The sequence below is a fragment of the Pandoraea vervacti genome, from assembly GCF_000934605.2.
GTDB classification, from domain to species: domain Bacteria; phylum Pseudomonadota; class Gammaproteobacteria; order Burkholderiales; family Burkholderiaceae; genus Pandoraea; species Pandoraea vervacti.
Map to the genome: position 1 here is coordinate 1,962,547 of NZ_CP010897.2, position 22,187 is coordinate 1,984,733.

The 22,187-nt window shown below is 63.7% G+C and carries 22 protein-coding genes and 1 pseudogene; 16 read left to right on the plus strand and 7 right to left on the minus strand.

The window, feature by feature from the left end; all coding sequences use genetic code 11:
* Positions 1-2 precede the first annotated feature (2 nt).
* The 7 genes from iscU (at position 3) to iscX (ending at position 4,308) form a co-directional block, all read left to right on the plus strand.
* Complete coding sequence (gene iscU / locus UC34_RS08840; RefSeq protein ID WP_044455254.1) at positions 3-410, plus strand: Fe-S cluster assembly scaffold IscU; 408 nt, start codon at positions 3-5, stop codon at positions 408-410.
* A gap of 29 nt (positions 411-439) precedes the next feature.
* Positions 440-763: an iron-sulfur cluster assembly protein IscA gene (gene iscA / locus UC34_RS08845; RefSeq protein WP_010807461.1), complete on the plus strand. Its 324-nt coding sequence runs from the start codon at positions 440-442 to the stop codon at positions 761-763.
* Between the two features lie 46 nt (positions 764-809).
* The gene (locus tag UC34_RS08850) at positions 810-1,073 is read left to right on the plus strand and encodes a DUF3565 domain-containing protein (protein WP_072617449.1); all 264 of its coding nucleotides are present in this window, start codon (positions 810-812) and stop codon (positions 1,071-1,073) included.
* Positions 1,074-1,177: 104 nt separating this feature from the next.
* Positions 1,178-1,708 (plus strand): Fe-S protein assembly co-chaperone HscB, encoded by a 531-nt coding sequence (gene hscB / locus UC34_RS08855; protein ID WP_044457929.1) that lies wholly within the window; start codon positions 1,178-1,180, stop codon positions 1,706-1,708.
* Positions 1,709-1,794: 86 nt separating this feature from the next.
* Positions 1,795-3,672 carry a Fe-S protein assembly chaperone HscA gene (gene hscA, locus UC34_RS08860; protein ID WP_044455255.1) on the plus strand — a complete coding sequence of 626 codons (1,878 nt, stop codon included), beginning with the start codon at positions 1,795-1,797 and terminating at the stop codon, positions 3,670-3,672.
* A 23-nt stretch (positions 3,673-3,695) separates the two neighbouring features.
* Complete coding sequence (gene fdx, locus UC34_RS08865; RefSeq protein ID WP_044455256.1) at positions 3,696-4,037, plus strand: ISC system 2Fe-2S type ferredoxin; 342 nt, start codon at positions 3,696-3,698, stop codon at positions 4,035-4,037.
* A 76-nt stretch (positions 4,038-4,113) separates the two neighbouring features.
* Positions 4,114-4,308 carry a Fe-S cluster assembly protein IscX gene (iscX, locus tag UC34_RS08870; protein ID WP_044455257.1) on the plus strand — a complete coding sequence of 65 codons (195 nt, stop codon included), beginning with the start codon at positions 4,114-4,116 and terminating at the stop codon, positions 4,306-4,308.
* Positions 4,309-4,445: 137 nt separating this feature from the next.
* Here the strand turns inward: iscX and UC34_RS08875 are convergent, their stop codons facing one another.
* The gene (locus tag UC34_RS08875; RefSeq protein WP_044455258.1) at positions 4,446-5,147 is read right to left on the minus strand and encodes a glycine zipper 2TM domain-containing protein; all 702 of its coding nucleotides are present in this window, start codon (positions 5,145-5,147) and stop codon (positions 4,446-4,448) included.
* 482 nt (positions 5,148-5,629) lie between these two features.
* Between UC34_RS08875 and UC34_RS08885 the strand changes: the two genes are divergently transcribed.
* The 4 genes from UC34_RS08885 to UC34_RS08900 all read left to right on the plus strand — a co-directional run bounded on the left by UC34_RS08885 (position 5,630) and on the right by UC34_RS08900 (position 10,131).
* Positions 5,630-7,197 (plus strand): IS3 family transposase gene (locus tag UC34_RS08885; RefSeq protein WP_157123100.1). Its coding sequence is split into 2 segments (ribosomal slippage): positions 5,630-6,068 and positions 6,068-7,197, totalling 1,569 coding nucleotides; the frame shifts between segments, so codons are not numbered across the junction.
* A 136-nt stretch (positions 7,198-7,333) separates the two neighbouring features.
* Positions 7,334-8,542, plus strand: coding sequence for a glycosyltransferase family 87 protein (locus UC34_RS08890; protein WP_157123102.1), 1,209 nt, complete (start codon positions 7,334-7,336; stop codon positions 8,540-8,542).
* Positions 8,543-8,591: 49 nt separating this feature from the next.
* A complete protein-coding gene (locus UC34_RS08895) occupies positions 8,592-9,194 on the plus strand; it encodes a hypothetical protein (protein ID WP_044455261.1) in 603 nt (200 codons plus the stop codon).
* A gap of 118 nt (positions 9,195-9,312) precedes the next feature.
* On the plus strand, positions 9,313-10,131 hold the full coding sequence (locus UC34_RS08900; protein WP_044455262.1) for a hypothetical protein: 819 nt from the start codon (positions 9,313-9,315) through the stop codon (positions 10,129-10,131).
* Between the two features lie 425 nt (positions 10,132-10,556).
* Here the strand turns inward: UC34_RS08900 and lysS are convergent, their stop codons facing one another.
* The 4 genes from lysS to UC34_RS08925 form a co-directional block, all read right to left on the minus strand.
* Entirely contained in the window at positions 10,557-12,101 is a 1,545-nt protein-coding gene (gene lysS / locus UC34_RS08910) for a lysine--tRNA ligase (protein WP_044455264.1), read from the minus strand.
* A gap of 16 nt (positions 12,102-12,117) precedes the next feature.
* The gene (locus tag UC34_RS08915; RefSeq protein WP_052810952.1) at positions 12,118-12,597 is read right to left on the minus strand and encodes an Ivy family c-type lysozyme inhibitor; all 480 of its coding nucleotides are present in this window, start codon (positions 12,595-12,597) and stop codon (positions 12,118-12,120) included.
* Between the two features lie 3 nt (positions 12,598-12,600).
* A protein-coding gene (prfB, locus tag UC34_RS08920) for a peptide chain release factor 2 (RefSeq protein WP_174556765.1) occupies positions 12,601-13,705 on the minus strand; the annotation gives its coding sequence in 2 pieces (ribosomal slippage) (positions 12,601-13,632 and positions 13,634-13,705; 1,104 coding nt in all).
* Positions 13,706-13,882: 177 nt separating this feature from the next.
* A complete protein-coding gene (locus tag UC34_RS08925) occupies positions 13,883-14,104 on the minus strand; it encodes a hypothetical protein (RefSeq protein WP_044455265.1) in 222 nt (73 codons plus the stop codon).
* Between the two features lie 247 nt (positions 14,105-14,351).
* On the opposite strand from UC34_RS08925, the gene UC34_RS08930 reads away from it, so the two are divergent.
* Positions 14,352-15,248 (plus strand): LysR family transcriptional regulator, encoded by an 897-nt coding sequence (locus UC34_RS08930; RefSeq protein ID WP_044455266.1) that lies wholly within the window; start codon positions 14,352-14,354, stop codon positions 15,246-15,248.
* An 84-nt stretch (positions 15,249-15,332) separates the two neighbouring features.
* On the opposite strand, the gene recJ is transcribed toward UC34_RS08930, so the two are convergent.
* Both recJ and UC34_RS08940 read right to left on the minus strand, forming a co-directional pair.
* Positions 15,333-17,030 (minus strand): single-stranded-DNA-specific exonuclease RecJ, encoded by a 1,698-nt coding sequence (gene recJ / locus UC34_RS08935; RefSeq protein ID WP_044455267.1) that lies wholly within the window; start codon positions 17,028-17,030, stop codon positions 15,333-15,335.
* On the minus strand, positions 17,027-18,106 hold the full coding sequence (locus tag UC34_RS08940) for a hypothetical protein (protein WP_044455268.1): 1,080 nt from the start codon (positions 18,104-18,106) through the stop codon (positions 17,027-17,029). The genes recJ and UC34_RS08940 overlap by 4 nt, the downstream gene beginning before the upstream one ends.
* Positions 18,107-18,289: 183 nt before the next feature.
* Here UC34_RS08940 and UC34_RS08945 point away from each other — a divergent pair, with 183 nt between their 5' ends.
* From UC34_RS08945 to UC34_RS26120, 4 genes and pseudogenes are all read left to right on the plus strand, one after another.
* Positions 18,290-19,543 carry a lipoprotein-releasing ABC transporter permease subunit gene (locus tag UC34_RS08945; protein WP_044455269.1) on the plus strand — a complete coding sequence of 418 codons (1,254 nt, stop codon included), beginning with the start codon at positions 18,290-18,292 and terminating at the stop codon, positions 19,541-19,543.
* Positions 19,536-20,261, plus strand: coding sequence for a lipoprotein-releasing ABC transporter ATP-binding protein LolD (lolD, locus tag UC34_RS08950; protein ID WP_044455270.1), 726 nt, complete (start codon positions 19,536-19,538; stop codon positions 20,259-20,261). Before UC34_RS08945 ends, lolD begins: the two co-directional genes overlap by 8 nt.
* A gap of 195 nt (positions 20,262-20,456) precedes the next feature.
* A complete protein-coding gene (locus UC34_RS08955; RefSeq protein WP_044455271.1) occupies positions 20,457-21,320 on the plus strand; it encodes a TatD family hydrolase in 864 nt (287 codons plus the stop codon).
* Positions 21,321-21,364: 44 nt separating this feature from the next.
* Positions 21,365-21,808: pseudogene (locus UC34_RS26120) on the plus strand (hypothetical protein); the annotation flags it as partial.
* Positions 21,809-22,187 lie beyond the last annotated feature (379 nt).

Below are 22,187 nucleotides of genomic sequence, written 5' to 3' on the forward strand. Positions count from 1 at the left end.
CCATGTCGTACAGCAAGGAAGTTCTGGATCACTACGAAAACCCGCGTAATGTCGGTTCGTTCGAGAAGGGCGACGACGCGGTCGGCACGGGCATGGTCGGCGCACCGGCCTGCGGCGACGTGATGAAGCTGCAAATCCGCGTGAATGAAGCCGGCGTGATCGAAGACGCCAAGTTCAAGACCTACGGCTGCGGTTCGGCCATTGCCTCGTCGTCGCTGGTGACGGAGTGGGTCAAGGGCAAGACGCTCGATCAGGCGCTCGAAATCAAGAACACCGAAATCGCGCAGGAACTGGCGCTGCCGCCGGTGAAGATTCACTGCTCGATTCTGGCTGAAGACGCCATCAAGGCGGCCGTGGCCGATTACAAGCAGAAGCACGGCCAGACGGCCGAGACGGCTCAGGCTGCCTGAGCGGCGCGACGAACAAGGAATCAGGCAAGATGGCCATTACATTGACCGAGAAGGCCGCGCAGCACGTTTCGCGTTATCTGACGCGGCGCGGCAAGGGCGTGGGCCTGCGGCTGGGCGTGAAGACGACCGGTTGCTCGGGCCTGGCCTACAAGCTGGAGTACGCCGATGACGTGGCGGGCGAAGACACGGTCTTCGAGAGCCACGGCGTGAAGGTGATCGTCGATCCCAAGAGTCTGCCGTATATCGACGGTACCGAGCTCGACTTCGCGCGCGAAGGCCTGAACGAAGGGTTCCGCTTCAACAACCCGAACGTCAAGGACGAGTGCGGCTGCGGCGAGTCGTTCCGCGTCTGACGCTGCGCCATTCGTGCCGTTCGTGTCACAGGCTGGCGCGGCCCCGATGCGCACGATCATCGGTTTTCGGCAAGACGACGAAGGCCAATGGGTGGCGCGTCTGGCGTGCGGTCACGGGCAACATGTCCGGCATCTGCCCCCGTGGCAGATTCGGACATGGACGCAGAGCCCGGCGGGACGCAAGGCCATGCTGGGCCGCGAGCTACCGTGCCGCAAGTGCGAACGCCACGAGCCACCCGACGACGAATCGGCAGGTGGCGGCAATGGTGGGAGTGGCGGAAGTGGCGGAAGTGGCAGGCCAGAGCAGTAGCGTAGGCAACAAGGCGGCGCGAGCCGCTTTTTTTACGGGTCCAATAGGGCCCGGGACCCGAGGTCCGGAGTCCGCAAACAGATGCAACGTGATGAATGGGCGCGATGAGTGCATTGACTGACAACTATTTCACGCTGTTCGATCTGCCGCAGCGCTTCGCGCTCGATACCGATGCGCTCGAGGCAGCATACCGCGCCGTGCAATCGCGCGTGCACCCGGATCGATTTGCCAGCGCGAGCGAGGCAGAGCGTCGTGTCGCCATGCAATGGGCCGCGCAGGCTAATGCTGCGTACCGTACGTTGCGTGATCCGTTACAGCGGGCCACGTATTTGCTGACGCTACAGGGCATCGACGTGGGCGCGGAAAACAATACCGCGATGGCCCCCGATTTCCTGATGCAACAGATGGAATGGCGCGAAGCGATCGACGACGCCGTGGCGGCCCGCAACGTCGGCGCCCTCGATGCGCTTGCCAAATCGCTGCGCGACGACCGTCGTGTGCGGCTCGCCAAACTGGGCGAGTGGCTTGAGAGCGCCGCATGGCAACCGGCGGCCGAAGCCGTACGCCAACTGATGTTCATTGCGCGCGCCGAGGAAGATATCGCGCAGCGCATCGAAATGCTGGAAAACGCGTGACGGCCCGGTGCGGCGCCGTCACATGTCATTGAGAACTGCTTGAGAACAGGGCGCACGCGTCGACGCGTCGTCCGTATTGCAAAGTCATGGCCCTTCTGCAAATTTCCGAACCCGGCATGTCCCCCGCGCCGCACCAGCGGCGACTCGCCGTGGGCATCGACCTGGGCACGACGCATTCGCTCGTCGCCTCCGTGCGCAGCGGTGTGGCCGAAGTCCTCCCCGACGAACAAGGCCGCGTGTTGCTGCCGTCTGTCGTCCGCTATCTGGGCGGCCATCGTACGCAGATTGGCTACGACGCCAAGGCGGCGGCGGCGACGGATCCGCGTAACACGATCGTTTCCGTCAAACGATTCATGGGCCGTGGCCTGGCCGATGTCGCGCATGCGGACAATGCTCCCTATGACTTCGTCGACGCGCCCGGCATGGTGCAGATGACCACGGCGGGTGGCGTGAAGAGTCCGGTGGAAGTGTCGGCCGAGATTCTCGCGACGCTGCGTCAGCGCGCGGAGGACACGCTGGGCGACGACCTCGTGGGTGCCGTGATCACGGTGCCAGCGTACTTCGACGACGCCCAGCGTCAGGCGACCAAGGATGCCGCGCGACTCGCGGGGCTGAACGTCCTCAGGTTGCTCAACGAGCCGACGGCTGCTGCCATTGCGTACGGTCTGGATAACGCAGCGGAAGGACTGTACGCCGTCTACGACCTCGGTGGCGGCACGTTCGATATCTCGATCCTTCGTCTCACGAAGGGCGTGTTCGAAGTGCTCGCTGCGGGCGGCGACTCGGCCCTCGGCGGAGATGACTTCGATCTGGCGATTTACCGCTGGGCAGTGCAGTCGGCGGGCATCGATACTGCATCGCTGACCCCGGAAGACGTACGCAGTTTGCTGGACCACGCGCGTGCGGCCAAGGAGGCGTTGACGGAGGCCGAGCAAGCGCCGCTCTCACTCACGCTGTCCGGTGAGCGCAAGTTGGCGTTGACGCTGACTCGCGATCAATTTACCGAGTTGGGCGCGCCGCTGGTGCAACGCACGATCGGACCGATGCGCAAGGCATTGCGCGACGCAGGAATGGGGCCGGAGGACGTCAAGGGCGTGGTGCTCGTGGGTGGGGCAACGCGTATGCCGCAAGTGCGCGCAGCGGTCGCGAATTTCTTCGGACGTGAGCCGCTCATCGACCTGGACCCGGATCAGGTTGTCGCCTTGGGGGCCGCCGTACAGGCCAACCTGTTGGCAGGCAATCAGGCGGAGGGCGACGACTGGCTGTTGCTCGACGTCATTCCGCTCTCGCTCGGTGTCGAGACGATGGGGGGGCTCGTGGAAAAGATCATCCCGCGTAACGCGACGATCCCGGTGGCGCGCGCGCAAGAGTTCACCACGTTCAAGGATGGCCAAACGGCCATGGCCATTCACGTGTTGCAGGGCGAGCGTGAACTCGTGTCCGACTGCCGCTCGCTGGCCCGGTTCGAACTGCGTGGCATCCCGCCCATGACGGCCGGGGCCGCGCGCATCCGGGTCACGTATCAGGTCGACGCGGACGGCCTGCTGTCCGTGTTCGCGCAGGAAATGCATTCCGGCGTCGCGGCGTCCATCGAAGTCAAGCCGTCGTACGGTCTTGCCGACGAGGATATTTCGCGCATGCTGCAGGACAGTTTCGGTTCGGCTGAACAGGACATGCGCGCTCGCGCGCTGCGTGAGCAGCAAGTGGAGGCCGAGCGTCTGCTGGTCGCCATCGACAGCGCGCTGCAAGCCGATCCGGAATTGCTCGACGCCGACGAACGGGCGCAGATCGACGGCTTGTTGGCAGACTTGCGTCAGAAGGCTTCGGGGGACGATCAGGGCGCAATCAAGGCAGCGACGGAAACCCTTTCGCATGCGACGGATGCGTTTGCTGCGCGCCGTATGGACAAGAGCATCCGGGCCGCGCTGGCAGGCCGTCGCGTCGCGGACATCGACAAACTGTAAAGACACACACGGAATTCAAAGCCATGCCACAAATCGTTGTATTGCCTCACGTCGAGCTGTGCCCCGAGGGCGCTGTGCTGGAGGTTGCTCCGGGTACGTCCGTGTGCCGAGCGCTGCTGGACAACCACATCGAGATCGAGCACGCGTGCGAGTTGTCGTGTGCTTGCACGACGTGTCACGTCATCGTGCGCGAAGGGTTCGAATCGTTGGAACCGGCAGAGGACGAGGAAGAGGATTTGCTCGACAAGGCCTGGGGACTGGAGCCGACGTCGCGCCTTTCCTGCCAGACGTTGATGCCGGAAGACACCGATCTGGTCGTCGAGATTCCGAAGTACACGATCAATCACGCCAAAGAAAATCACTGATCGACGCCAGCGCCGATCCCGTCGCCCCTGGGCGTCGTGTAGGGTGCGGTGACAAGACAGCACAAAGGAGCTTCCCATGAAATGGACCGACAGCCTGGAAATCGCGATCGCGCTGACCGAAGCGCATCCCGACGTCGACCCGCAGTACGTGCGTTTCACCGACCTGCATAAGTGGGTGGTGGCGCTCGACGGTTTCGATGACGCACCGGATCGCTCCGGCGAGAAGATTCTGGAAGCCATTCAACAGGCGTGGATCGACGAAGCCGATTGATCGTCTGACCAATGCTCGGGCGGATGCCCGTTCGAGGCAGGTGCTACGTTCGTTGATGTATGCAAACAAAAGCCGCTCTTTCGAGCGGCTTTTGCATTATCGCGGCGTTTTGACGTGCGATTGACGTGCGATCCGTGTCAGCTTGCGCGTACCAGGCCGTTGTTCTCGAGACGCACGCGGTCGCCCGGTTGTACGCCCGGCGCGGATTGGTACGTCCAGTAGCGCGTCTTGCCGGTGTCCATGCGAACGTAGACGCGGTACACCGTATCCGAGCGGACGCGCTTCTCGACTTCGTTCCCCGCAAGGCCGCCGCCCAGTGCACCCACCACCGTCATTGCCGTACGCCCGTTACCTGCGCCGAACTGGTTGCCGAGCAGGCCGCCGGCCACCGCGCCGCCGACCGCGCCCAGGCCTGTGGCGTGGCCTTCCGTGCGGATCGGCTCGACGGACTGCACCGTGCCGCACGTCGAGCAGGTGGATGCCTGCCGTTGCGCGGGCGCCTGTTGCGCATACGACGGTTGCGTAGCGGGAGCGCGCTCGGTTGGGGCTTGCTGCGCTGCGTACTGAGCGCCTTGCGAATTCTGGGCGTTCTGAGCCGGTTGCTGTGCGGGCGCTTGCCATGCCGACCGACTCGGCGACTGACCCGGCAGCGCCGCTTGTTGCGGATTCGTCAGCGCGTATTGGGCGCTGTTGGACGTCGGTGCCGGGCCATCCGTGCTCTTGGCAACGGGCAGCACGCCCGTGATGGCTGCCACACCGAGCAGGCTGACGACGACGATGCTGCCGGCTGCGGCAGCGACCAAGGGATGCATGCGACGCGGTTGCAGATCGTTATCCATGTTGTTTTCTCCATCGTGCGGTTAGTGCGAATCCTCTTCTACGTGCTGGCGTGCACGGGCGATTTCGCATGAGAAAAGTTTCCGCTACGGCAAACGGGGCATCCGTTTCATTTTGTAACGCGATGTAAGATGTGCATCGTCAGGGTGTCGCTAAAAATGGCGTTGTGGTTGTTTTATGTCATTGAAATATAAGGGAATTTTCTGGTTTCCCGAAGGGGCGGCACGCGGTGTGGACGCGGTGGACTTAACAAAAGAAACAAGTCGTTGGGGAGGCGTGACGTGAATCGACAGGCATCGTGCGAGTTGCCACCGACGTCGCCGGGCGTTGCATCGCCCCCCGAGGCAGAATAGTTGTCGCCCCGATAGAACTTGGATCTTCGACCGATTCAAGTTTCGTAGATGTAGGAGGAAGGCCGGCGCCGTAGGCGGCGGCCTTCCTCCTGCGGTTTCCCACAGCAAGGGGGTGATGATGAGAGAACAAGTTGGCTCGATACGGACAAGAATTTAAGGACAGAGCGGTAGCTCGGTTGCTGCCGCCGGAGAGCGCCCCGCTGGAGGTGGTGGCGCGTGAGACCGGGGTGAGCACAAGTACGCTGGAGCGCTGGCGCAGTGAGGAGTTGGCCGGGCCCGCACGCGAGCGCAACTGGACGGCCGCGGCGCGCCTGGAAGCGGTGATTGCCACGGCAGCCATGGACGAGGCTGCCCGCGGTGGCTGGTGTCGCGAACACGGCGTGTACCCGCAGGAACTACAGCAATGGCGCGACAGCGCAACGCAAGCACTTGCCGGGCCTGCGCAGAAGCGCGCCAGTCCCCAGCAGACCAAGGACGACCGTCGTCGCATCAAAGAGCTCGAGCGAGAACTGCGCCGCAAGGAAAAAGCTCTGGCTGAGGCAGCAGCTCTGCTGGTGCTATCAAAAAAAGTCGAGGCGATCTTCAACAAAAACAGAAGCGAGGACGAATGATCGGGCTCGAAGATCGCCAGACCCTGGCCCACGACATCGAAGCCGCTCAACAGGCCGGCGCGCGGCTGGAGCAGGCCTGCGAGATCGCTGGCATCGACGAGCGCAGCCTGCAGCGCTGGAAGGCCAGCCAAGGGCTCGTATCGGGTGATGGAAGGTCCAACGCGGTGCGGCTGACACCGGCCCATGCGCTGACGCCAGCAGAGCGCGAGCAGATCCTGCAAGTGGCCAACGAGCCGCGCTTTGCCGACATGCCGCCGGCGCGCATCGTCCCGATGCTGGCCGACGAAGGTGTGTATCTGGCCAGCGAATCGAGCTTCCAGCGTGTGCTGCGCGAGCATGGGCAGAACCAGCACCGAGGCCGCGCCAAGTCCCCGCGCAAGAGTCGCCCGCCGACCACGCACATAGCCACTGCGCCGCGCCAGCTGTGGTGTTGGGACATGACGTACTTGCCGGCCGAAATCGTCGGGCGCTGGTTCTACCTGTACCTGATTCTCGACGTGTACAGCCGCAAGATCGTGGGCTTCGAGGTTCACGACACCGACGACTCCGATCACGCCGCACATCTGGTCAAGCGCACGGCGCTGGCCGAAAGCATCCATGCCATGACAGCCAAGCCGGTACTGCACGGCGACAACGGTTCGACCCTCAAGGCCACGACCGTGCTGGCAATGTTGAATTGGCTGGGCGTCAAGCCATCGTACTCGCGCCCGCGAGTGAGCGACGATAACGCCTTCGTCGAAAGCCTGTTTCGCACGGCAAAGTACCGCCCGGAGTTCCCGGACAAGGGGTTCGCCAGCCTCGACGAGGCTCGCGCCTGGGCTTCGAGCTTCGTGCACTGGTATAACCACGATCACCGGCACAGCGGCATCCAATACGTCAGCCCTGCGCAGCGTCATGCGGGGCAAGACGTCGCGATCCTCGCCGCTCGCCACGAGGTATATCTCCAGGCCCGTGAACGCAATCCCCGGCGCTGGTCGGGCAGCACACGGAACTGGGAACCGATCGGTGCGGTGACCCTGAACCCCGAACGCGACTCCGTCGTAAAAACGCATTCGGAATCCCTCCAAATGCAGTCATTGGCCGCATGATCGAGGCGACAACTACCTTGACTCGCGCCGATCGCGCGGCGGTCCCGTTGAGCTCGCTGAACCCGGTGAGCCAAGTGCGCCAACAGAGTCATCTGGCTGCGATAGTTCCGGTTGCGCCGGTAGTCCCAATCCTCCCGTGGCGCGTGGCGTCGTGATCGCGGCGGGTATCGTGCTGCTATTGCAGTGGGGCGCGTTGGGAGCATGGGCGTTTAGTTGGTTGACGAGTGAGGCGCAGGGAACGACAGGGATGCCGCCACTGGGTCACGACTTGCGTGTCTATTGGACGGTCTCCTGGATCACGACGCATCTTGGTGCGCTTACCGCCTTCGACCGCCCAACGCTCAGCGCGCTGCAACTTCAGTTTTTTCCCGCCTACACGGAAGTCGGGTACTGGCTTTATCCGCCGACGTACCAATGGGCGATCCAACCGCTTTCGGCGCTGCCATACCGGTGGACGTACGCCGTGTACGTGGCCGTCTGTGTCGCCTTGTTCGCTGTCGCCGTATCGCCATGGCGAAAAAGGGCTGGCTGGCCATGGCTTGTGGTCATCGCGTTTCCTGGCCTCTGGATCACGGTGTTGGCCGGGCAGAACGCCGTTGTGACGTTGCTGCTGGTCACGTTAGCCCTGACGCTTTCCGGCACGCGCCCGCTGTTTGCAGGGTTCTGCGGTGGGCTGCTCGTCATAAAGCCGCAATTTGCGGTATTGCTGCCGTTGTGGTGGTTATGCGGCAGACAGTGGCGTGCCTTGATGGCGATGGCGGTCACGGGCGCCGTAAGTTGCGCGCTTACATTGGGCTGGGAAGGATGGGCGCTGTGGCAGGCGTTTCTTGCGTCGGTCTCGACGTTCAATGCGGTGGTGGTTCAGCAGGGTGCGGGCGGCATTTGGCACGCGATGCCAACGATATTTGCGGCCGCACGTTTGCATGGGGCGTCGCTGTGCGCGGCATATGCGCTCTTCGGCGTTGTGGCGGTGCCGTCCGTTCTGATTGCGGCGTGGCTATGGGCGAAGCAGGGGCCGTTATCGCTGAGGGTCGCCGCGGCCATGACTGCGACGTTGCTATCCCAGCCATATCTCCTCTATTACGAGTTGGTGTGGCTGATCGTGCCGTTGCTGTGTCTCGGCGCAACGAAACCCGCCACCGCGTCTGGTGCAACGCTAGCGTGGCTCAGTGACAGATTGCGGGCCGCTATCTGGTTGCTGCCGTTGCAGGCGTACCTCGCCGTGCTCTGGACGCCAATGGGGCAATGGGGCGTCGTGCTGGTGCCGGCGCTAATGCTGGTGACGGCATGGCGTGCACGGCAAGTCGGCAAGTCGGCAAGTCGTAAGCCATCGCCGCGCGCATAATGGCACGCATCGTCTGTGAACGTCATCTCCATTGCCTTGTCCGACTCCCATGATCGATACACTCCCGCCTCTCGAAAATCCGCTGGATACGGCAAGTCATCTGCACGTCTACCCCTATGTCGTGACGCGCGACTGGGTCGAAGCGCACGACCCGGATGGCGACGTCAGTGAGCCATTCTCCGACGACGTCTTCGTCACGTTGGTGCTCGACAGCCCGACAGGGCTGCGGCGTTTGCAAGGTGCGGATCTGCGCGCCGCGGGGCTGACGTTCGAAGCGATATTTGCGCAAGCTGCGTCGAATTTGTCGCGGGCGTGGACAGCGCGCCACTTCGAATTCGGTATCGCGCGGCTCGACGACGGCACGATGATCGGCGGCGCTCGCGGCAACTGGATGGCTCCTGCCGGTGCGCTGGTGCTGGGCAACCTGTATCAGTCGATGGTCGAGCATTTTGAAGCCACGACATTTGCGGCCATCGCTGTGAATCGCACATTCGTCGTTGCGTTTCCTACCGATACAAAGACGGTGTCGTCGCTGGCACTGCGTCAGTTGATCGAAGGCGCATCGAGCGGGGCGATTCTCCCCATTTCTCGGACCTGGTTACAGCTCGATGGCGACTGGCCGTCCGCCTATCGTGGAATTCCGGCTTTCTGAAACGGGAACCGCTTGTTGGCGCGTTTCACGTAGGCGACGCTCGCGACCCGAAAATGCCGCACGAACGGCTACCTAGACTCGGTCCAGGCACATTCGCTGCCATTACCGGAGACTACGTATGCCAGCTTTCTCACCGCTCTCGTCGTACGCCGCAGGTTCCTACGCATCCATCGTTCCCGCTACGACCGCGCATGCCTCGGCAGGGTTCATATCGCCCATTGCGGGAGCGCACATGTCGAACGTCGAGCGCGTCGCATTAGCGACCGATCTCGCAGCGGCGCGGGCGCTGCGCGCGGTTGCGGAGCCGCGCCCGAGACAGACATGCAACACGCTATTGCCTCAGACGTCCCCGGTCGAAGTGCAGGTCCAGCGGCGCACGGCGATGCATCTGCGTTCCGAGTCGGATCGGGTGGCGTTTCTGAACGAGAATCGAGTCAGTGCAGTCTGGATGGAGATGCTGGATGCGACCCGAGCATCGGGGGGATGTCCCACGGAGGTCCGGCCGGGGCAAGTGGCGACGGATATCGCCCACCGCATGTCGTGCCTGGGCGTTGGCGTCGGAGAACTTCGACGACCGGACAGGCACAGCGCCTCGGGGACAGCCGCCGATGTCGGGAGCGCGTCGGTCGGTGCCAGCGAGTTCGCGACGATCGAAGCGCTGTCGTTGCCGTCCGTCCACATTCGCGAGCCCGGCTTCGAGCCGGGGACGATGGCGGCGCTCGAGTATGACCTGGGGTGGCGGGCGCTGGCACCGTCGTGGCAAGCCGCGTTGCCTGCGATCGACGAAGATGTTTGGGCGTCCAATCCGAATACAGCGCTGTTCTGTGCCGTCGGTCGTGCCGTTCTGCCGCATCTGGCGACTGACGAGCGGGGCGAACTGATGGACGGGATATGTGCGCGCATCGTGTCGTTTCACATGCATGCGGGTGGCCTCTAGGACTGCCTGTCCAATGTCACGCAAGCGGTGGAGCGCATGTCGTCCGATGGTGACGTCACAAGCGTCGCTGCCATCGAGCTGTCCGACTTTCTGCGCGAGTGCGCCGGTGCGGATTGGCGCGATGCGCTCATCGGGGGGGAGCCGGGGCGTGACGCACTGACGCGTCGTCGCCAGGCATGCTTGCGAGCCGGGTCGACTGAAGCGAATGGAGCGAATGGAGCGACTGGAGAGTTTGGAGCGACTGAAGCGGACGCGGTGACTGGAATGACCGGAACGACTGACGAAGCGTCTTCAGGCGGCAACGAATGGCCCGACGCCGCGTGTGCGCAAGCGGCGCGTCGTGTGCGTTCGACGTCGCTATAAAAAAAGCCGCAGCACCTGATGAGGGCTGCGGCTTCGCCTGCTATATGTTGCTTGCCGAACGATCAGTCTTCGCGGCGCAGGTGCGGGAACAGCAGCACGTCGCGAATGTTGGGGCTGTCGGTGAGCAGCATGATCAGGCGGTCGATGCCAATGCCGCAACCGCCCGTCGGGGGCATGCCGTATTCCAGCGCGCGAATGTAGTCGGCGTCGTAATACATCGCTTCTTCGTCGCCGGCGTCTTTCTGATCGACCTGCGCGCGAAAACGTGCGGCCTGATCTTCGGGATCGTTCAGCTCCGAGAAGCCATTGGCGATCTCGCGGCCCGTGATGAACAGTTCAAAGCGTTCGGTGATCCCGGGCAACGTGTCGGAGGCGCGCGCCAGCGGCGAGACCTCGACCGGATAATCGACGATGAACGTCGGCTCCCACAACTGGCTCTCGGCCGTCTCTTCGAACAGCGCCAGTTGCAATGCACCGAGACCCGCGTTCTTGAACTGCGGGGCATCCGTCTTCACACCGTATTTGAGCAACGCACCACGCACGAATTCGATGTCGGCGAGTTGTTCCGCGGTGTACTCCGGCGCGTACTTGAGGATCGCCTCGACGATGGTCAGACGATGGAACGGCTTCGCCAGATCCAGCTCGCGGCCCTGATATTCGATGGTCGCGGTGCCGCGCGCATCGACGGCAGCGCGGCGGATCAGCGCTTCGGTGAAGTCCATCAGCCACCGGTAGTCGGTGTAAGCCGCGTAGAACTCCATCATCGTAAATTCCGGATTGTGACGCGGCGACACGCCCTCGTTACGGAAATTACGGTTGATCTCGAATACCCGCTCGAAGCCGCCGACGATCAGGCGCTTCAGATAGAGCTCCGGCGCGATACGCAGGTACATCTGCATATCCAGCGCATTGTGGTGCGTGATGAACGGCTTCGCCGCAGCGCCACCCGGGATCGGATGCAGCATCGGCGTTTCGACTTCCATGAAGTCGGCGTCCGTCATGTACTGACGGATCGAGGCGATGGCCTTCGCGCGGGCGCGGAATGTGTTGCGCGTTTCCGGCGAGGTGATCAGGTCGACGTAGCGCTGACGGTACTTCGTCTCCTGGTCAGCCAGGCCGTGGAACTTGTCCGGCAGCGGGCGCAGCGCTTTGGCGAGCAGTCGCAGTTCCTTGACCTTCACCGACAGTTCGCCGGTGCGCGTGCGGAACAGGGTGCCGGTTGCGGCGATGATGTCGCCGATGTCCCAGCCCTTGAAGGCGGTCATCGAGTCGGCGCCCACATCGTCGCGACCGATGAAGAACTGGATCTGGCCGCTACCGTCCTGCACGGTGGCGAAGGCGGCCTTGCCCATCACACGCTTGAGCATCATGCGACCGGCCACCGACACGGCGATGGGCTCGGCTTCGAGCGTTTCGTTGTCGACGTCCTGATAGCGGGTCTGCAGGTCGCCGGCATGTTGCTCGGGACGGAAGTCGTTCGGGAACGCCACGCCGCTCGCGCGAATCGCCGACAGTTTCTCGCGACGCTCGGCGATGAGCTTGTTGTCGTCCTGCGGCAGGTCGTTAGCCTGATTGGCCGGGTCGGCCTGGGTGTTTTGATCGGTCATGATGCGAACGATGAGGTTATTCGGTAAAACGCAGCGTGTGGAGCAGGGCATTCTTGAGCGAGCCGTCGGGCGCACCCAGCCAGATCAGTTCGGTGCGATCCTGATGCGGGCTGGCATTGGCCGCTGCACTGGGGTCCCGCACAAACAGCGCCGCGATCGCCTGCGAGCGCGGCTCGTACAAAATGTGGACGTACTCGCTCGGGCAGTCGTGCGGCTTGCAACTCTGCACCAGCAACCAGGGCTTGCCCGCCACGCTGACACGTTGCGATGGCGTCGAGGTTCCCCCCTGGCGCACCCACGCGGGCACATTGCGTGGAGCGACGATGCGTGCGTAAGCGCCCGAGAAATCCGGGCGCTTGAGCAGTTCATGCAGGTACGGTCCCGTCTCGGGACTTGCACCCGGTGCACCCGGTGTACTGGCCGGGGCAGCAACGGCGGCGCGCTGCAAGCACAACGCACTCACCACCCACACGGCTAGCGTGCGGACAAACGCCATTCCTTACACTCCCTGCTTGAGGCTCGCCGAGATGAAGTCGTCCAGATCGCCGTCGAGCACCTTGCCGGTGTTGCCGGTTTCCACGCTGGTACGCAGATCCTTCACGCGCGACTGGTCGAGCACGTACGAGCGAATCTGGTGACCCCAGCCCACATCGGTCTTGCTCGACTCGAGCTTGTCCTGCTCTGCACGACGCTTGCGCATTTCATGTTCGAACAGACGCGAGCGAAGCATGTCCCACGCTTCGGCGCGATTGCGGTGCTGCGAACGGTCGTTCTGGCAAGCCACGACGATGCCCGTCGGGATATGCGTCAGACGCACGGCGGAGTCGGTTTTATTGATGTGCTGGCCACCCGCACCGGAGGCGCGATAGGTGTCGGTACGCACGTCGGCCGGATTGATTTCGATGTCGATCGAATCATCCACTTCCGGGTACACGAACAGGCTGGCGAACGACGTGTGGCGACCGCCCGACGAGTCGAACGGCGATTTGCGCACCAGGCGGTGCACGCCGGTCTCGGTACGCAGATAGCCGTACGCATAATCGCCGGTGACCTTGAGGGAGGCGCTCTTGATGCCGGCGACGTCGCCGTCCGACACTTCGAGCACTTCGGCCTTGAAGCCCTTGCGTTCGCAATAGCGCAAGTACTGGCGCAGCAGCATGCCGGCCCAATCGTTGGCTTCGGTGCCGCCGGCGCCGGCCTGAATATCGATGAAGCAGTTGTTCGGGTCGGCCGGATTGTTGAACATCCGGCGGAACTCCATTTCGCCCACGCGCGCAGCGAGCCCCTGCGTATCGCTCTCCAGCGCCACGAGCGAGTCTTCGTCGCCCTCGTCGCGGGCCATGTCGAACAGTTCCTGCGTGTCGGAAAGCCCTGCGTCGAGTTCGGTCAGGTTGGTGACCACGCTGTCGAGCGCCTTCTTTTCCTTACCCAATGCCTGGGCACGTTTGGAATCGTTCCAGATGTTGGGGTCTTCGAGTTCCTTGTTGACTTCGGTCAGGCGAGCTTGCTTGACATCGAAGTCAAAGATACCCCCTGAGCTCGCCGACGCGGGTGCGCAGGTCGGCGAGCAGGGATTCGAGGGCGTTGAGGCGTTCTGCTTCCATGAGCTATGAGGGTTGCGAATTCGGTAAAACCGCAATTATAGCGCAGCGAAGCCCCTGTTTCCCCTGTCTATTCGGGCGTTTTTGACGACTTTCGGACAGTGGCCGATTCGCGTCCGATCCTGGCAGAACCGTGGGCGAGTCGTGCCCCCTATCGGCCTGATCGCGCCTGATCGTGCCTTATCGTGGCATCTGACGCAGGCCAAACGCGTCACGCACGTAGCCGACATCGGCGAGCGACGTGTCGTCGAACGACGCGAGCGCCTCCGCTTGCAAGGTTTGCTCGTAGTGCAGGCGCCATTGCTCGACGGCGCGGAAGAACAGGCCAAGCGGTGTGGCCGGCGCTGCCAGCACCGGGGCGTAGGCGTTCACGTTGGCAGCGACGAACAGAGGGCGGTACATGATGTGCGTTCCTTCAGGAGGGCGCGTTGTGCTGGTCGGGGGCGGAATGCCGTGACAGACAGCGCACTAGGGATAACCCGGAGTCTATGCGCTTCTTATGCATTGAAAAAGTGAATTGTTTTGGCTTTTTTGTTCACTATTATTGAAGTAAACGTGGGTCGTCACGTACGATTCCGACGCCGGGGGAACGGTTGCCGCCCCTTTTGCCCCCTTTTGCCCCCTTAGGCAACCTGCCACGGAGCCTTCCATGGATTTTCTGCAACTTCAGACGTTCAAGGCCATCGTCGACGAGGGGAGTGTGCTCGGCGCTGCCGAGGCATTGCATTGCGTGCAGTCGAACGTGACCGCCCGTATTCGGGCGCTCGAACACGCGGTGGGCGTCAAGCTCTTTCATCGACAGGGACGTCGACTGCAACTCACACCGAGCGGACGTACGTTGCTTGGTTACGCGGACCGGATTCTCGCCCTCTCGCGCGAAGCGAGCGCGGCGCTCAATCCGGCAAGCGAGCCATCCGGCGATTTTTCGCTGGGCGCCATCGAGTCGTCCGCAACCTCGCGTCTGCCCGCCGTGTTGGCGCGATTTCACGCGGCGTATCCAAAGGTGCGTCTGAATCTGGTCACGGACACCTCTTTGAATCTGCTCGATGAGATCCAGCATGGCCGAGTAGACGCGGCGCTTATCGCCGGGACGGCCTGTCTGGAAGCGCAGGCGCAGAGGTCCGTGGTGGCCGACGAGATCTATCGCGAGCCGATCGTGCTCGTTGCCCCCGCGCGAGCAGGGCGTGTACAAGAGGCCGCCGATCTGTCGGGCGCCACGCTGCTCATGTGGCCGCAGGGTTGCCCGTATCGCGGCACGATGGAGCAGTGGCTCGCCGCGAACGCGGTGACGCCGGGGCGCATTCTGAGTTACGGAAGCTACGCGACCATCGTCGCGTGTGTCGGCGCGGGCGTGGGTTATTCGCTGGTGCCGCGTGGCATCTATCAGCGATATCGGCAGGAGGCGAACATCGTCGGTCATGCGATGGAGGATCTGGCCGCCGTCCCCAACTTCTTCGTGCGTCATCGGGGCGTCGACGTCCATCCCGCGCGCGAAGCCTTTCTGCGCGTGATGCGGGAGTACGTTGCGGAGACGCAGCCCGCGTAGGCTTCGGTGTGTCGCTCCCGCAGCATCGGCCATGGCCATGGCCCCATGGCTATGACTATGGGCCAATAGGCACGCAGTGCGCGATCAGCCTTGCGCATGCTCCACGATCATTTGCACGCGGGATACGCCATTAAAGGTGTCCGCAGCCAGGCGATAGGCAAAGCGCGCACGACTCGGTAGCGTGTCGGCGTGATTGAACCAGATCGCGTTAAAGCGCATGCGTCCGCGCCCCAGTTGCAGCTTCAGGTGCTTGTCCTTGAGGATGGCCTGCGAGAGCACGTCGAACTCTCCCGAAAACACCGGCGGGGGGAATCCTTGTCCCCAGACCTGAGCGTCGAGCATGGCCACGAAGGGCGGGACGAAGCAATCGTCGCCGATGTCGCCGTCGGTTTCGATCACGCGCGAGAGCGCCTTTTCATCAAGCCATTCCTGACCGACGGCTTCGAAGGCGGCCTGAAAGCGCGGTAGCGCATCGGCGGCGATCGTCAGGCCGGCGGCCATGGCGTGACCGCCGAACTTGCCGATCAGACCGGGTTCGCGCTTGGTGACGAGGTCGAGCGCGTCGCGCAGATGGAATCCGGGGATCGAGCGTCCGGAGCCTTTGATTTGCCCGTCGTCGCCCGGCGCGAACACGATGGTTGGCCGGTAGAACTTCTCTTTCAGGCGCGCGGCCACAATGCCGATCACACCTTGGTGCCACGTCTCGTTAAAGGCGCACAGCGTGGTTGCGGCACGGGGATCGAAACGTGCCAGATCCGCCAGCGCCTCCTGTTGCATGCCGGCTTCGATTTCGCGGCGTTCGCGGTTCATCGCGTCGAGTTCCTGCGCGAGCGCCCAGGCCCGGGCATCGTCGTCGGTGAGCAGGCATTCGATGCCGAGCGACATGTCGGCGAGGCGTCCAGCCGCATTCAGGCGCGGGCCCAGACCGAACCCGAGATCGAAGCTGCCCGCCTGCCGCGCGTTGCGGGCAGCCGCACGGAAGAGGGCGTTGATACCGGGGTGCATACGTCCGGCACGCATGCGGGAGAGGCCCTGGGCGACCAGGATGCGGTTGTTGGCGTCGAGTTTGACGACGTCCGCCACCGTTCCCAGCGCCACGAGATCGAGCAGCGTGTCGAGGCGGGGTTGTTCGCTGGCGTCGAACGCGCCGCGTCCCCGCAATTCGGCGCGAAGCGCCAGCAGCACGTAGAACATCACGCCGACACCAGCCAGATGCTTGCTCGGAAACTCGCAGCCCGGCTGATTCGGATTGACGATGCAACGCGCATCGGGCAATTCGGCGCCCGGCAAGTGATGGTCGGTGACGAGCACTTCGATGCCGAGCATTTGCGCTGCGGCAACGCCGTCGAGACTGGCAATGCCGTTGTCGACGGTGATCAGGACATCCGGCGGTCCCTGCTTGCCGCTGGCCGCCAGTGCGACGATCTCCGGCGTGAGGCCGTAACCATATTCGAAACGGTTCGGCACCAGATACTCGACGTTGGCGCCGAACATGCGCAGGCCGCGTACGGCCACGGCGCAGGCGGTTGCGCCATCGCAGTCATAGTCGGCGACGACGAGCATGCGTTTGCCGGCGGCGATGGCGTCCGCAAGAAAGACGGCAGCGTCTTGCGCCCCCTTCAGTTGCGTGGGCGGAATCAGGCGGGCAAGCGCCGTTTCGGTTTCAGTGCTCTGCGCCACGCCACGCGATGCGAACAGGCGTGCGAGCACCGGATGAACGCCGTCGCGAGACAGGGCGTCGGCCGTCGCGTCGTCGACATGACGGGTGACGATCTCGGTCATGCCGCTTCCTCGCCGGCGCGAGCCAGTGCCGCCACGCGCGCGGGCAGCGCCTGGCGACGCCAGAACTTGCGCAGATCGCCAATGCGTGAGCGGATCGTGACACTGTGGCTGTCACCGCACAGGGTCAGCGCGACTTCCCGGGCCTGTCCCTTGGTGACGCGTTCTAGCGCGGGCGCGAGCCACGTACGATCGATCTCGACGAGGGCATCGCGCCAGCGCGCCCAATCTTCCATCAGGAAATGGGGCGTAAGGGTGTCGATCTGCACCAACGTACGGCCGTCGGCAGCTTCGATGCCGGCAGACGTTGGGTGGAGCGCGATCTGCATATGATTCGCGAGCCCCCGGGTCGCGGGGGCGTCGGCCAGCACGCTCACGCAGGGACGGTTCATCCGCGCGGCGGCAATGCGCTGACCGCCGCCATACAGCCAGATGGCATTCACGGGCGGCAGACCGCGCGCTTCGCGCGCCTGATTGGCCGGATGGTCGTACCACGCCATCTGCACCTCGTTCTGCCATTTGCGCCAGGTCAGCTCCGCCTTGCCCTGGGGCAACCAGATGTCGACATTGCGGCCCGCCGCGCGTGCCGGGGAGGCGGTAAGGAGATCGCCGAGGGCCGGTGCGCTCAGGTACCACCGGTCGGCGCGCGGCGCGATCAATTCGGCGCCTTCCTCGGCGAACAGTGCATGAGCCGTCGCGAAAAGGGCGGCAGATTCCTCCGTGCTTAGCGCCAGTTCGGCCGGGTCCGTCAGCACGAGATGATCGGTGGCGATGTGGATATGCGCGGGTTGCGCGCAGTACCAGAACCGGGTGTCGAGCGTCCCGCTGTCTTCGAGCAGCATGAAGGGGGCGAGCGGCGCGCGCGCCGGGCCGCCGGGCAGACCGAAAGCGTCGGCAAGCCAACGCTCGTGCGGCAGCGTGGGGACGAACGGGTCTTCAGGCACGTCCTGCGCCGACTGGACGCCGCGCGCGAGCAACTTTTCGAGCGCAGGCAACTCCAATTCGGCCAGCAGAGCGGGCAAATGTGCCGACGCGGGGAGCGCGAACGGCAAGAGAAAGTGCAGGGCAGGTGTATCCATGTCGAGGCGAATTGTATGGCAAACTTCGCGCTGGCAGTTGGGTGACCCTGACGTCAGGTACGGAACGTGCCGTGCAGCATACCGGGCAGGGGCCGGGGTGCGGGGCTCGGGCAGTCGGCCAGCGCCGGTGAAGACCGGCGTCGGAGCGTTCCGATCGATCCTTATCAAGAATCAGGAATCCGTTTGAAATTCCCATACGAATGGCAGATCGGCTGGCGCTATACGCGCACCGGCAAGCGATCATCCGGCAACGGTTTCATTTCCTTCATTTCCTTCATTTCCATGGCCGGCATTGCGCTGGGCGTGGCAGCGCTCATTGTGGTGCTCTCGGTGATGAACGGCTTTCAGAAGGAAGTTCGGGACCGCATGCTTTCCGTGCTGGCGCACATCGAGGTCTTTGCGGTGGACGGCAACTTGCCGGACTGGCAGCGCACGGCCGCCGAGGCGCTGCAAAACAAGAACGTTATCGCCGCCGCACCGTACGTGGGCGAACAGGCCATGCTCACACGAGACGACAACGTGCGTGGCGTGGTCCTGCGCGGGATCGTGCCGAGCGAGGAGGCCAAGGTTTCCGATCTCGGCAAGCAGATCACCGATGGCACGCTTTCGAACCTGACACCCGGCAGCTTCGGCATCGTGCTAGGGCGTGAGCTCGCGCGTGCGCTGGGCGTGCGCATCGGCGACAAGATCACTTTGGTGGCGCCGCAAGGCACGATCACGCCAGCAGGGGTGCTGCCGCGAGTGAAGCAGTTCACGGTGGTCGCGATCTTCACGGCCGGGCATTACGAGTACGACAGCTCGCTCGCGCTGATCGATCTGCAGGACGCCCAAACGCTGTTCCGACTGGACGGCCCGACGGGGGTGCGCCTGAAGATTCAGGACATGGAGCAGGCGCCGCTCGTGGCGCGCGAACTGGCCAAGACGCTGTCCGGCAACATGTGGGTGCGTGACTGGACGCAGCAGAACAAGAACTGGTTCGTTGCCGTGCAGACCGAGAAGCGCATGATGTTCATCATCCTGACGCTCATCATCGCGGTTGCGGCATTCAACCTCGTGTCGTCGCTGGTGATGACGGTGACCGACAAGTATGCGGACATCGCGATTTTGCGCACCCTCGGCGCGCAGCCCGGCTCGATCATGAAGATCTTCATCGTGCAGGGGGTGACGATCGGGTTCGCGGGCGCGTTGCTCGGCGTGGGGCTCGGCTGTCTCATTTCCGTGAACATCGGTACCATCGTGCCGTTCATCGAGCGCCTGCTGGGCATTCATTTCCTGCCGCAGGACATCTATTTCATTTCCGAATTGCCTTCGGATCTGCAATCGTCGGACGTGATCCGCATCGGGGTGATTTCCTTCATCCTCTCGGCGCTGGCGACGATCTATCCGAGCTGGCGTGCCTCGCGCGTCAAACCGGCGGAGGCCCTGCGCTATGAGTAATGCGAATCAATCGATGGCCCCGGTGGCGAATCTGGCATACGACGGTCCGGTGCTTCGCGCGCGCGACTTGCACAAAACGTTCCGACAAGGTCAGTTGAACGTGACGGTGCTCAACGGCGCGAGTCTCGATGTCGCGCCGGGCGAGAAGGTGGCGATCGTCGGAGCGTCAGGCTCCGGCAAGAGCACGCTGCTGCACGTGCTGGGCGGGCTCGACGATCCGTCGCGCGGCGAGGTCTCGTTGCTGGGCAAGCCGTTTTCGTCGCTGCGCGAGCGTGACAAGACGGCGCAGCGTAATCAGTCGCTGGGTTTCGTCTACCAGTTCCATCACTTGCTGGCGGAGTTCTCGGCGCTCGACAACGTGGCGATGCCGCTGCGCATTCGCCGTATGCCGACCGAACAGGCGCGAGCCGCGGCGCAAGCGATGCTCGAGCGCGTGGGACTGGGTTCGCGAGTCAAGCACCGCCCCTCGGAATTGTCGGGCGGCGAGCGTCAGCGTGTGGCGATGGCGCGGGCGCTGGTGACGCAGCCCGCATGCGTGCTGGCGGACGAGCCGACCGGCAACCTCGATGGGCACACCGCCGAGACTGTGTTCGAGCTCATGCTGGAATTGTCTGAAACACTCAGGACCAGCTTCGTGATCGTGACGCACGATATCGATCTGGCGCGTCGCTGCGACCGGGCATTGCGATTGCGAGAGGGCGTGCTGGAACTCGCCTGAGCGCCATGTGCGAGGCTTCGCGATCCGCCCAAGACGAGACGCCGGGATTTCCCGGCGTTTTTTTTCGAACCTGCGAAGCAGGCATTTTTTCGGCAACGTCCTAGACCGGACGCGGTGTTGTCCGATGGTCACGAAAAGCACGATGTGCGAGCCTTGTCATCGACCCGTAGAATTGACGTTCAAGGACATATGACCATGTGGATCGATACCCATTGCCATCTCGATGCGGCCGAGTTCGACGCCGACCGTGCAACCGTTATTGCCGACACCGTGGCTGCGGGGGTGGCGGGACTCGTGGTGCCCGCCGTCGAATGCGCGACGTTCGATGCCGCCCGCGCGGCCGCGCGAGCGTTTCCCGGCGGGGCTTATGCGCTCGGTATCCATCCGATGTACACGCCGCGGGCGCGGGACGGAGACGTTGCAACGCTGCGTGCTGCCGTCGAGCGCGCAATGAGCGATCCGAGATTCGTCGGTATTGGCGAGATCGGGCTGGACTACTTCGTGAAGACGCTCGACCCGGCGCGCCAGCAATTTTTCTACGTCGAACAACTGAAGATTGCGCGGGACTTCGATCTGCCGGTCATCCTGCACGTGAGGCGCTCGCAAGATGCCTTGCTCAAGCAATTGCGCATTTTTTCACCGCGCGGCGGTATTGCGCATGCGTTTAACGGCAGTCGACAGCAGGCGGATATGTTCGTCGAGCGCGGATTCTGCCTCGGGTTCGGCGGACAAATGACGTTCGATCGCGCCTTGCAGATTCGTCGCCTCGCCGTGGAGATGCCGCTGTCGTCCATCGTCATGGAGACGGATGCGCCGGATATCGCCCCGGAATGGCGCTACAAACAACGTAACAGCCCGGCTGAACTGCCGCGAATGGCGCGAGTCATGGCCGAGCTGCGTGGCATGTCGCTCGACGCGCTGTCTCAGGCGACCTGTGCCAACGCGTGCAGAGTGCTCCCACGTCTTTCCGGCGCGATGGCGATGACACCCAGTGATGGTCCCGCCGAGGTTTCCCTGATCTCCCATATTTCCAACGACGCTTCCGGGCAGTCGCGCTGACGCCAAGGCGTCGCGCGAATGCGAACACATGACGCGGTAACGTCATGAGAATTGTGCTGCTCGCCTGGGTCGCCGGCATCTGGTGGCTGCAACAGGCGTCGACGCTCCCGACCGGGCCTTGGTTTGCTGCGACGGTGGGCGTCGCGGTGTCGATATTCGTGCTTGGGGCGGTGGTCGCCGTTTGGCGCGGTTCAAAGGTCGCGGACAGATCGGGGAGGTCGCGCGCTTCGAGCGCTTCGTGCGGGTCGAGCGAGGGGGGATGCCTGGCGACGGGCGGCTGCGGGGACTTCGGTCCTGAGCGGGAGCGATTCGTCCTGTGGCGCGGATCTCGCTGGCGACGATCTGCCGGGGTTGCGGTGCTGGCGCTGTGCGCGGGCGTGGGTGGTTACTCATGGGCAGCATATCGGGCCGACGTGCGAATGAGCGATCGGTTGCCGGCTGCGCTGGAGGGCCGGGACATCACGGTGACGGGGGTAGTTGCAGGGTTGCCGACGTCCACCGGAGAGGGCCTGCGCTTCGCATTCGACGTCGAGAACGCGCTCATCGCAAGCGTGCCGGGAGAGGGCGGCGGACCGTGTGACGGGTGTTCTGGCCAGAACGCCTGTGCTCGGCGAGCGCCTCAGGTGCCGCCCGCGTTGCCGCGTGCATCTCGCGCTGCGTCTCGAGTTTTGCGAGATGGGCAAAAGGGGCAACAGGAGCAGCAGGGGCGTGCGGCCGAGTCGGCGTGCCGCGCCGTACGTGTTCCCCGACGAATCGAACTGGTTTGGCCGGGCCGTGCCCCGTTTGGCCGGGGTGAGCCACTTTTTGAGCGGAACGAAAGCGTCGCGACGTGGAGAGGCGGTGAAAAGAGCGCAAAGGGTCTGGCGG

What these genes read in the sequence shown, in the direction of transcription:
- UC34_RS08915 (WP_052810952.1), bottom strand. Translation starts at nt 12,597, where the DNA reads ATGGCGTTTGTCCGCACGCTAGCCGTGTGGGTGGTGAGTGCGTTGTGC.
- recJ (WP_044455267.1), bottom strand. Translation starts at nt 17,030, where the DNA reads ATGACCGAGATCGTCACCCGTCATGTCGACGACGCGACGGCCGACGCC.
- lolD (WP_044455270.1), top strand. Translation starts at nt 19,536, where the DNA reads ATGAGTAATGCGAATCAATCGATGGCCCCGGTGGCGAATCTGGCATAC.
- UC34_RS08900 (WP_044455262.1), top strand. Translation starts at nt 9,313, where the DNA reads ATGCCAGCTTTCTCACCGCTCTCGTCGTACGCCGCAGGTTCCTACGCA.
- UC34_RS08925 (WP_044455265.1), bottom strand. Translation starts at nt 14,104, where the DNA reads ATGTACCGCCCTCTGTTCGTCGCTGCCAACGTGAACGCCTACGCCCCG.
- UC34_RS08940 (WP_044455268.1), bottom strand. Translation starts at nt 18,106, where the DNA reads ATGGATACACCTGCCCTGCACTTTCTCTTGCCGTTCGCGCTCCCCGCG.
- UC34_RS08895 (WP_044455261.1), top strand. Translation starts at nt 8,592, where the DNA reads ATGATCGATACACTCCCGCCTCTCGAAAATCCGCTGGATACGGCAAGT.
- UC34_RS08850 (WP_072617449.1), top strand. Translation starts at nt 810, where the DNA reads ATGCGCACGATCATCGGTTTTCGGCAAGACGACGAAGGCCAATGGGTG.
- hscA (WP_044455255.1), top strand. Translation starts at nt 1,795, where the DNA reads ATGGCCCTTCTGCAAATTTCCGAACCCGGCATGTCCCCCGCGCCGCAC.
- iscX (WP_044455257.1), top strand. Translation starts at nt 4,114, where the DNA reads ATGAAATGGACCGACAGCCTGGAAATCGCGATCGCGCTGACCGAAGCG.
- iscU (WP_044455254.1), top strand. Translation starts at nt 3, where the DNA reads ATGTCGTACAGCAAGGAAGTTCTGGATCACTACGAAAACCCGCGTAAT.
- iscA (WP_010807461.1), top strand. Translation starts at nt 440, where the DNA reads ATGGCCATTACATTGACCGAGAAGGCCGCGCAGCACGTTTCGCGTTAT.
- hscB (WP_044457929.1), top strand. Translation starts at nt 1,178, where the DNA reads ATGAGTGCATTGACTGACAACTATTTCACGCTGTTCGATCTGCCGCAG.
- UC34_RS08930 (WP_044455266.1), top strand. Translation starts at nt 14,352, where the DNA reads ATGGATTTTCTGCAACTTCAGACGTTCAAGGCCATCGTCGACGAGGGG.
- UC34_RS08875 (WP_044455258.1), bottom strand. Translation starts at nt 5,147, where the DNA reads ATGGATAACGATCTGCAACCGCGTCGCATGCATCCCTTGGTCGCTGCC.
- UC34_RS08955 (WP_044455271.1), top strand. Translation starts at nt 20,457, where the DNA reads ATGTGGATCGATACCCATTGCCATCTCGATGCGGCCGAGTTCGACGCC.
- fdx (WP_044455256.1), top strand. Translation starts at nt 3,696, where the DNA reads ATGCCACAAATCGTTGTATTGCCTCACGTCGAGCTGTGCCCCGAGGGC.
- lysS (WP_044455264.1), bottom strand. Translation starts at nt 12,101, where the DNA reads ATGACCGATCAAAACACCCAGGCCGACCCGGCCAATCAGGCTAACGAC.